This is a genomic window from Streptomyces sp. NPDC012825, assembly GCF_042900925.1.
Classification (GTDB): Bacteria; Actinomycetota; Actinomycetes; order Streptomycetales; family Streptomycetaceae; genus Streptomyces.
In genome coordinates this window covers 1-8,749 of record NZ_JBIBBZ010000042.1, presented here as the reverse complement: position 1 = coordinate 8,749, position 8,749 = coordinate 1, and the positions used below count along the sequence as shown (strand labels likewise).

8 protein-coding genes are annotated in these 8,749 nt (G+C 72.1%); 2 read left to right on the top strand and 6 right to left on the bottom strand.

Annotation, left to right across the window (positions count from 1 at the left end; genetic code table 11):
• Positions 1-142 precede the first annotated feature (142 nt).
• Positions 143-718, top strand: coding sequence for a GNAT family N-acetyltransferase (locus ACFY7E_RS32785; protein WP_389491474.1), 576 nt, complete (start codon positions 143-145; stop codon positions 716-718).
• Positions 719-725: 7 nt separating this feature from the next.
• On the opposite strand, the gene ACFY7E_RS32780 is transcribed toward ACFY7E_RS32785, so the two are convergent.
• The 6 genes from ACFY7E_RS32780 to ACFY7E_RS32755 form a co-directional block, all read right to left on the bottom strand.
• Positions 726-2,408: a type VI secretion protein gene (locus ACFY7E_RS32780; protein WP_389491471.1), complete on the bottom strand. Its 1,683-nt coding sequence runs from the start codon at positions 2,406-2,408 to the stop codon at positions 726-728.
• Positions 2,409-2,458: 50 nt separating this feature from the next.
• Positions 2,459-3,853, bottom strand: coding sequence for an ATP-binding protein (locus tag ACFY7E_RS32775; protein ID WP_389491468.1), 1,395 nt, complete (start codon positions 3,851-3,853; stop codon positions 2,459-2,461).
• A 20-nt stretch (positions 3,854-3,873) separates the two neighbouring features.
• Positions 3,874-5,427, bottom strand: coding sequence for an SCO6880 family protein (locus tag ACFY7E_RS32770; RefSeq protein ID WP_389491465.1), 1,554 nt, complete (start codon positions 5,425-5,427; stop codon positions 3,874-3,876).
• Positions 5,424-6,794 carry a hypothetical protein gene (locus ACFY7E_RS32765; protein WP_389491463.1) on the bottom strand — a complete coding sequence of 457 codons (1,371 nt, stop codon included), beginning with the start codon at positions 6,792-6,794 and terminating at the stop codon, positions 5,424-5,426. Before ACFY7E_RS32765 ends, ACFY7E_RS32770 begins: the two co-directional genes overlap by 4 nt.
• Positions 6,784-7,623 carry a hypothetical protein gene (locus ACFY7E_RS32760; RefSeq protein ID WP_389491460.1) on the bottom strand — a complete coding sequence of 280 codons (840 nt, stop codon included), beginning with the start codon at positions 7,621-7,623 and terminating at the stop codon, positions 6,784-6,786. The genes ACFY7E_RS32765 and ACFY7E_RS32760 overlap by 11 nt, the downstream gene beginning before the upstream one ends.
• 116 nt (positions 7,624-7,739) lie before the next feature.
• Positions 7,740-8,048, bottom strand: a complete 309-nt coding sequence (locus tag ACFY7E_RS32755; RefSeq protein ID WP_024757447.1) for a hypothetical protein — start codon at positions 8,046-8,048, stop codon at positions 7,740-7,742.
• A 469-nt stretch (positions 8,049-8,517) separates the two neighbouring features.
• Between ACFY7E_RS32755 and ACFY7E_RS32750 the strand changes: the two genes are divergently transcribed.
• On the top strand, positions 8,518-8,749 hold a 232-nt coding region (locus ACFY7E_RS32750; RefSeq protein WP_389491477.1), incomplete at its 3' end, for a transglycosylase SLT domain-containing protein.

The window sequence follows — 8,749 nt, the reverse complement described above, 5'->3', positions numbered from 1 at the left end:
CCGCCGAACAATCATTGTGGGAAAGCCCCGCACCATCTGGTGCGGGGCTTTTCTGCGTTCCGGGGGAGCCGGTGCGACCCCGTGCGCGGAGGCTCTGGAAATGCCTTGTCAGGGGGGTGTGCTCGTCGTCAGGATCGGAGCCATGGACCATCTGATACGTGCCCTCCGTGCCGACGAGTGGGAGAAGGCCCGCGAGATCCGTCTCGCCGCCCTCCGGGACCCGATCGCGCACCTGGCGTTCCTCGACACGTACGAGGCCGCCGTCGAACGGCCCGACGCGTTCTGGCGGGAGCGGGCGGAGGACTCGTCCGAGAGCGGTGAGGGGAAGGTGCGGCAGTTCGTGGCCGAGGGGCCGGACGGCACCTGGGCGGGCACGATCACGCTGCTCGTGGAGCGGCCCTCGGACGAGGTGCGGTTCGGCGAGCCGGCGAAGGTCGACCAGACCCACGTCGTGGGGGTGTACGTGCGTCCCGGGGCGCGCGGGACGGGCGTGATCGACGCCCTGTTCCGGGCGGGCGTGGAGTGGTCCTGGTCGTCGGTGGAGCCGGCGGTCGAGCGGGTGCGACTGTACGTGCACGAGGACAACGCGCGGGCGGCGGCCTTCTACCGGCGGTTCGGGTTCACGGCGACGGGCGAGCGGGTGGCGGTGCCGGGGAGCGGATCGGCGGAGGAGGTGGAGTACGAGCTGCGGCGGCCGGTGGGACGGTCCGCTCGTTGAGGGTGTGTCAGGCTCTGGGGATCAGGGCGTCGTTCAGCCAGCGGGTTCTGGCCTGTTCGCGGGAGCGCATCAGGGCCAGGGTGGGCAGGCCCCGGGAGCTGCCCTCGGCCAGGAGGGCCGGGAGTGCGGGGAACGGGGCGACGGCGGCGACGTCGTCGAGCACCAGGGTCAGTGGTGGGTCGAGCCGACCGTCGGATGACCGTGCGGCCATGCGGCGGCCGCGCTCGACCACGCTTGCGGCGAGCGCCGTCAGGAGCGGCATCGCGCCGGGGTGGGTGCGGGGGTCCTCGATCGATTCACCCACCACGTAGAGGGTGCCCCCTTCGGAGAGGAAAGATGCCAGCGCCAGCGAATCCGTTCGATTCGGGGTGCACGCCTCCCTGATGTGGACCGTGGAGAACGCGGAGAACGCACGGGCCGTCAGCTCCTGTGCCAGGCGGCGGCTTTCCGGGTGCGCGGTCAGGGCCGATTCGAGGAGTCCGGCCAGGCCCGATACGGCCTTGGGGTGGCTGCGGAGGATCCGTACCGGCTCGTGGGCGTCGGAGCCCTGGGCCCAGCGGTGCACCTGGCGGAAGGGACGGCCGTCGACGGCCGCCGCGTGCAGCCAGCAGCGCAGGAGCGTTTCCGCGGTGTCGGCGGTCGCCGCGTCGAGCCGGGAGTGCGGGCGGACCGGGGCGAGCAGGGCTGCTGCCCTGGCCTGCGCGGTCTCCGGGTCCCCGCAGCCCTCGGCGGGCGACCAGTGGAGTCGGCCCGGGGTGTCGCAGAGGTGCCCGGGGTCGTAGACGAGGACCGGGCCGAGCTTGCCCCGCGCGTCCTTGGTGTCCGACCAGACGGCGGGGTCGGAGGTGACGACGAGGGCCGGTCCCTCGGCGTCCCGCACCGCCTGGACGGCGGCGGGGCGGCGGACGTCGGGCGGGCCGAAGAGGGTGCCGTCCCCTACGGGGGCGGGATTCCCTGGGGCGGGGTGGCCGGGGGCCGCGGGGCCGGGCTGCGGGGGGATCTGCGGCTCGGTAGGGGAGAGGGGCGGCCTCGGGGTCTCCCGTACGGGGCTCGGGGGGGTGGGGACGGGGTCCCTGGTGTGCTCGGGCGGGGTGGGGGAAAGGAGGGTCGGTTCGGTGGTGGGCGGGTCGGTGGACGCCGGGGTCGGGGCCGGTGGGTCGCTCGCCGGGTGGGGGGACGCGTGGTCCCGTACGGCGTTCCGTGCCGGGCGCGGTCGTTCGTCCCGTACGGGCTCGGGGTCTTCCCGTACCGCCTCGGGGTTCTCCCGTACCGGCTTCCGGAGGTTCGGGGCCGACTCCCGCAGGGGAGTCCCGTACGCGCCCGTCCTGCGGTGGGCGCGGACCGCGCGCCAGCGGGTCACCGTGCCCAGGGCGAAGATCGCGAGGACCATCAGGATCATCGCCTCGCCGATCAGGAGGCCCCAGAAGAGGCCGTATCCGGAGAGCTGGGCCGGCGGGGCGGCCGGCCAGGCCGCAGGGAGGTCCGTCGGGGCCGTCGCCAGGGAGCGCAGGGCCGGTGGCGTGCCGGTGAAGGCGACGCCGTCCGGCCAGGAGCCGTGGGCGAACAGGCCCGACAGGCCGGTCGCCGTCCACACCAGGACCGTGAGGCAGAGGAGGAGGCCGAACAGGCTGAGCAGCAGCCCGTCCGAGATCCCTCCGCCGCCCTTCCGCGCCGCGTCCGTCTGTCCCATCCGCCCCACCTGCCTCGCTGCTCCGCCTCGTCGGGCCCCGCTCGTCCCGCCTACGCCACCGTGGACTGCGAGGAGCCGTTCATCTGCTGCTCGATGAGCATGGCCCGCTGTTCCGTCTCCCACTCCAGTTCCGGGTCGGTGACCGAGGACTCGGTCATGGCGCGGTCGGTGTAGACGAGCGGGCGTTCCTTCTCGGTGATGAGGTGTTTGACCACCTGCACGTTGCCGTTGACGTCCCAGACCGCGATGCCGGGGGTGAGGGTCGGGATGATCTCGACCGCCCAGCGGGGCAGGCCGAGGACCCGGCCGGTGTTGCGCGCCTCGTCGGCCTTCTGGGCGTATACGGTCCTGGTGGAGGCCATTTTGAGGATCGCCGCGGCCTCCTTCGCCGCCGCTCCGTCGACCACGTCGGAGAGGTGGTGGACGACGGCGACGAAGGACAGGCCGAGGCGGCGGCCGAACTTCAGGAGACGCTGGAACAGCTGGGCCACGAAGGGGCTGTTGATGATGTGCCAGGCCTCCTCGACCAGGAAGATGCGCTTCTTCCGGTCGGGGCGGATCCAGGTGTGCTCCAGCCAGACGCCGACGATCGCCATGAGGATGGGCATGGCGATGGAGTTGCGGTCGATGTGGGAGAGGTCGAAGACGATCAGGGGCGCGTCGAGGTCGATGCCGACGGTCGTCGGGCCGTCGAACATGCCGCGCAGGTCGCCGTCGACCAGGCGGTCCAGGACGAGGGCGACGTCCAGGCCCCAGGCGCGTACGTCCTCTATGGCGACGTTCATCGCCTCCGCCGACTCGGCCTTGGGGTGGCGGAGTTGCTCGACGATGTCGGTGAGGATCGGCTGGCGTTCGGTGACGTGGTTGTTCACGTAGGCGTGGGCGACCTTGAGTGCGAAGCCGGAGCGCTCGTCGAGGCCGTGGCCCATCGCCACCTCGATGATCGTGCGGAGCAGGGCGAGCTGGCCCGTGGTGGTGATCGACGGGTCGAGCGGGTTGAGGCGGATCCCGGCGTCGTTGGCGACCATCGGGTCCAGGCGGATGGGGGTTATCCCCAGCTCCTGGGCGATGAGGTTCCACTCGCCGACGCCGTCCTCGCCCTGGGCGTCGAGGACGACGACCTGCCGGTCGCGGAAGCGGAGCTGGCGGAGCACGTACGTCTTCTCCAGGGCCGACTTGCCGTTGCCGGACTCGCCGAGGACCAGCCAGTGGGGGGCGGGGAGCTGCTGCCCGTACAGCTGGAAGGGGTCGTAGATGTAACCCTTTCCGCTGTAGACCTCGCGGCCGATGATGACGCCGGAGTCGCCGAGGCCGGGGGCGGCGGTCGGCAGGTAGACGGCCTGGGCCTGTCCGGTGGAGGTGCGGACGGGCAGGCGGGTCGTCTCCACCTTCCCGAAGAGGAAGGAGGTGAAGGCGTCGGTGAGGACGGACAGCGGATCTCGCATGGGTCTGTGCCCCTTCGGCCCTAGCGGCGGATGCCGGTCGCGAACGGCAAGGTGTTCACAAAGGCCCGGTGGTGCTCGCGGTCGCACCACTCCAGTTTCAGGTACGACTTGCCGGCCGAGGCCCTGATCGTGCGCTTGTCCCGGGCGAGGGCCTCGGGGGAACGCGACGACACCGTGATGTACCCGACGAGGTTGACCCCGGCAGCGCCGCTGGCGAGATCTTCACCCCGCTGGTCGAGCCGGCCGTGGGCGGCGATGTCGCGCGGGTCGACCGTGCGGTTCATCTTGGCGGCGCGGCTGGCGTCGGCCTCGTCGTTGGTCTTCTCGGTGAGCATGCGCTCGATGGCGACCTCGGTGGGTTCCAGGTCCATGGTGACGGCGACCGTGCGGATGACGTCGGGGGTGTGGACGAGGAGCGGGGCGAGGAAGTTGACGCCGACGGGGGTCATCGGCCACTCCTTGACCCAGGCGGTGGCGTGGCACCAGGGGGCGCGGGTGGAGGACTCGCGGGTCTTGGCCTGGAGGTACGTCGGTTCCATCGCGTCCAGCTCGGCCGGCCAGGCGTTTCGTTTCGTCATGGCCTGGATGTGGTCGATGGGGTGGTCCGGGTCGTACATGGAGTGCACGAGCGAGGAGAGCCGGGACTGGCCGAGGGGCTGGCGGACGCGGATGTCGGCCTCGGCGAGGCGGGCGCAGATGTCGGTGAGCTCGCGGGCCATGACGACGGCGAGGCCGGCGTCGCGGTCGAGGCGGCGGGCGCCGGAGGCGTGGCGGGCGGCGCGGGCCATGGCGTTGGCCTCGGCGGCGAGTTCGCGGGTGTAGTGCATGCAGGCGACGAGGTAGGCGCGGTGCTGCTCGCTGGAGGTGGAGACCATGGACTGGAGCTGGTCGTAGGACTCCTGGAGCCACGGGGGCGCGTGCGGGTCGCCGCGCTGGCCGACGTCCTTGGCGTGCGCGTCGGGGTCGGCGGGGAGGGTGCGGGCCAGCATCTGGAGGCGGGTGACGAAGCCGTCGCCGTTGGCGACGTGCTTGAGGAGGGTGCCGAAGCGGTCGACGAGGGCCTCCTGGTCCTCGCTGTCGCGCAGGCCGACGCCGGGGCCCTCGATCTCGATGGCGGCGGTGACGGTGCGGCGGTCGGCGTGGAGGAGCACGGCGATCTCGTCGGGGCCGAAGGGGGCGGAGAGCCAGCCGATGCGGCCGATGCCGGGGGGCGGGCCGACCTCGACCTCGCGGCCGTCGAGGCGGGTGCCGGCCTCGACGGTGACGGAGCGGTAGGCGGTGCCGCGCTTGAGCATCCGCTTGTAGCTGCGGTTGATCTCGAACCACTTGTAGAACGTGCGGCCCTTGTAAGGGAGGTACACGGCGGCGATCGCGAGCATGGGCAGGCCGGCGAGGAGCGCGATCCGCAGGGGGAGGGAGGGGACGAGGAGTCCGCTCATCATGCCGAGGAAGGCGCCGACGATGATCAGGGCGATCTCGCCGGTCTCGCGGTTCTTGCCGACGATCGCGTTCGGCCGGGCGCGGCCGATGAGATACGTGCGGCGGGGCGCGACCGGATGGGACTGGGTCGTCAACGCCCTGCACCTCCAGAGTTCTTGCGGTTGCCGTGCGGGGTTCCCGCGGTGGGACTGCTGCTGCGGGGGGCCGGGGGCGGTGTCGCGCCCCCGCCTCCGGCGCCGCCGCGGCTGCTGTGGGCGGCCATGCCGCCGGAGAGCTGGTTGGCGGGGCGGGGGGCCGCGGAGGCCTGGCCGCCACCGCCGCCGTCGCCGCGGCTGCTGTGGGTCTTGATGCCCTGGGAGACGAGGGAGGCGGGGGAGGAGATGACGGCGGCCGCGGTGTTCTCGCCGGCGCGGTGGAGGCGGTTGTTGCGGGAGGCGGCGATCTCGTCGCCGAAGCCGGGGACGAAGCGGTAGATCATCGCGGAGGCGAAGATGGCGAGCAGGATGATCGCGAGGCCGGAGACGACGGCGGAGAAGGAGTCCGGGCCGGTGCCGGAGGAGAGCGCGCCGGCGAGGCCGAGGACGATGACGATGACCGGCTTGACCATGATGATCGCGATCATGATGCCGGCCCAGCGGCGGACGTGGCCCCACATGTTCTTGTCGACGAGGCCGGAGTAGACGACGACGCCGAGGAGGGCGCCGACGTACAGCATGACGGCGCGGAGGAACAGCTCCAGGTAGAGGACGCCGGCGGCGATCACGGTCACCAGGGACACGATGATCAGCATGATCGGGCCGCCGCCGATGCTGTCGCCCTTCTGGAGGGCCTGCTTGAAGCTGCCGAAGAAGACGTCGGTCTGCTGTCCGGTGCCGGAGGCGATGACCTCGGTGACGGCGTCGGTGGCGTTGACGACGGTGTAGAGGATCAGGGGGGTGAAGGCGGAGGCGAGGACCGTCAGCCAGAGGAAGCCGATGGCCTCGGAGAGGGCGGTGGTGAGGGGAACGCCGCGGATGGCCCGCTTGGCGACGGCGAGGAGCCAGAGGAGGAGGGTGAGGACGGTGGAGGCGGCGAAGACGACGGCGTAGCGGCCGAGGAACTCCATGTTGGTGAAGTCCACGTCGGCGGTCTCTTTGACGGCCTTGGAGAGGTAGTCGACGGTGGTGACGGCGGCGTCGGCGAAGCCGCGGGAGAGGGAGGCCAGGGGGTCCAGGGCCGTGGTGGGATCGTTGAGCGGGCCCTGACCGCCACCGCCCCCGCTGCCGCCGGTCTCCCCCTTCGCGCAGTGCTCCCTGGCCTGCCCCGAGAGCAGGTCGCAGCCCCTGCTGGTCGCGCTCGGGGAGGGCGTCGCCGTGGGGGTGGACGGTGGCGTGGGGTCCGCGAAGGCGCGGCCCGCGAAGAGGACGGCGGCCGTCTGGACCGCGCCGAACGCGGTGAGGAAGCCGGCGCCGCGGGCGAGGGGCCGCCCGGCCGGAAGAGGGGCCAAGGGCTTACCGGGCATAAGTGAAGCCTCCGAACTGGCCGACGGCGTCCGCCATGTCCTGGGCGCCGGACGCGCGCTGGTCGCGGGCGACGGGCACGGGGCCGTCCTTCTGGGTGGTCCTGGTGACCTTCCAGTCGCCGTCGGCCCACCGCAGTTCGAACGTGTCGGTGTACCAGGCCTCGGAGACGGGGTTCCGCGAGGCCTCGCCCGCGAGGCCGAACAGGGTCGAGTACCAGACCGACACCGTCGCCCGGTCGGTGCCGTAGCTCTCCGTCCTGGCGCCCACGGGGATGACCCGGGAGATGAACGTCGTGCCCGGCGGGGCCGTGCCGTCGTCCTGGAGGCCGATGCGGGTCAGGAGTTCCTCGGAGCCGTACGCCTTGTCGAGGTCGTTCCTGCGGGCGGCCGCGGCGTCGGGGGTGTAGACCGTGGTGACGATCTCGTCGCGCCCGGCGGTGGTGAACATGGCGGCCGAGCCCAGTGCCACCGCGTAGTTCGTCGCCGCGCTCTGCGCCCCCTGTTCGTCCCGGGCGTAGCCCGTGGGGACCGGGCCGTTCCGGCCCTTGACCGGGGGGACGCCCGTGGCCGCCGTGGGGGCCGCCTCGCCGGGGGTGCCGGAGCGGGGGGCGGACGGGTCCGCCGGGTCGCCCCCGCCGCGGTTGGCGAGGGCGATGGCGCCGACGAGGAGGACCACCACGCCCACGACCGTGACGAGGGAGCGGGAGGAGCGGGCGGGGCGGCGCCCGGCGCCGTACACGTCGCCGCTGTTGCCCTCGGGCAGGCGGGTCCGGGTCTGGCCCGAGCCGCCCACGCCGCCGAAGCTGTCGTGCTCGTCGCCGGGACTCATGCCGGGTACGCCCCCTCACTCGTTCGCGGGTACGGCCGTGCTTCAACAGGACTGGGCATCGGGTTCAGGTGGACAATCCGGGTGGGCGGTCTCGGGGCGGTCGGTCCGACGGGACGTCAGACCGCCATCCCGTACACGATCGTGAAGAGCGTGCCCAGCGAGCCGATGATGAAGACGCCGGTCAGGCCGGCCACGATCAGGCCCTTGCCCTGTTCCGCGCTGAACGTGTCGCGGAGGGCGGTCGCGCCGATGCGCTGCTTGGCCGCGCCCCAGATGGCGATGCCCAGGCAGAGCAGGATGGCCACGGCCATCACGACCTCGATCATCACCTTGGCCTCGTTGCCCAGGCTCCCGAAGGGCCCCCAGTTCGGGGCGATTCCACCGATAATGGTGGTGATGTCGCCCTTTTCGGCCGCCAGGTACATGTAACTCACCGCCCCTGTGTGGGTTGTTGGCCGTCCTTCCCGGACGGCACGGGTCATCGCTCTATCTTCGCCGAAGAAATCGCTCGCATGTGACTGCTTGACGGCTCTCTTTACCCGATCCCCGCACACTTGACCGGTCTGACCGCCTTGACCTGCGGTGGTGTGGCCGGTTTCCGTGTGAAGAAGCGTATGGTCACTCTGTGTATCACGGAGGGTGACTCCGGGCAATGATCGTCGTTGTTCCACTCTTGGGGCGGCGCACGGTCGGCGCGCGGGAGCACGCGGGCGGCGCGTGCGACGAGGTCGTCGCGCACCGGTCCCCGGGGAGCCTCCCGCCGCCTAGACTGACCGACGGGGCGTACTGCCATGGGCCGAGGGGTGGTTGACGGTGCGTAGGGCGGGCCGTAGGGCGGGCAGGGCGTGGCTGGTGGCCGGCGGGTCCTTCGGGATCTGTCTCGCCTTCGTGGCCATGCTCGTCGTCGGCACGTACTCCGCGGCCTCGGGGCTCGTCGCCGGCGCGGGCAGCGGCAGGAACGGCACCGTGGGGCTCGCCAAGGGCGCCGTCCCGGCCCTCTACCAGGGCCTCGTGCAGCGGTGGGGGAACCTCTGTCCCGCCATCAACCCGGCCCTGCTCGCCGCACAGCTCTACCAGGAGAGCGGCTGGAACCCGCGGGCCGTCTCGCCGGCCGACGCCCGGGGCA